Origin of the sequence: Streptomyces sp. XM83C (genome assembly GCF_023072675.1) — a bacterium.
GTDB lineage: Bacteria > Actinomycetota > Actinomycetes > Streptomycetales > Streptomycetaceae > Streptomyces > Streptomyces thermocoprophilus.
Genome location: NZ_JALLGL010000713.1, coordinates 1 through 247 on the forward strand (window position 1 = coordinate 1; position 247 = coordinate 247).

Below are 247 nucleotides of genomic sequence, written 5' to 3' on the forward strand. Positions count from 1 at the left end.
AGTACGGCAACGCCGCGGACAATCCGTCCGGCGGGCACTGCTATCCGACCGACATGAGGGACGCGGAGTGGGCCGCGGTCCGCGAGATGATCCCGAAGCCCGCGTGGGCCGAGGGCCGGGGCGGCCGGCCGGAGGAGTACTGCCACCGGGACATACTCGACGCGATCCGCTACGTGGTGGACAACGGCGTGAAGTGGCCCGCGCTGCCTGCCGACTACCCGCCATGGAAGGCGGTGCACCGGTTCTT

Annotated in this window: 1 protein-coding gene; it reads left to right on the forward strand. The window is 70.4% G+C overall.

The genetic code is table 11. The features are described from left to right. Positions 1-53: 53 nt before the first annotated feature. The coding region (locus MTQ10_RS31170; RefSeq protein WP_247474170.1) for a transposase at positions 54-247 on the forward strand (194 nt) is incomplete at its 3' end.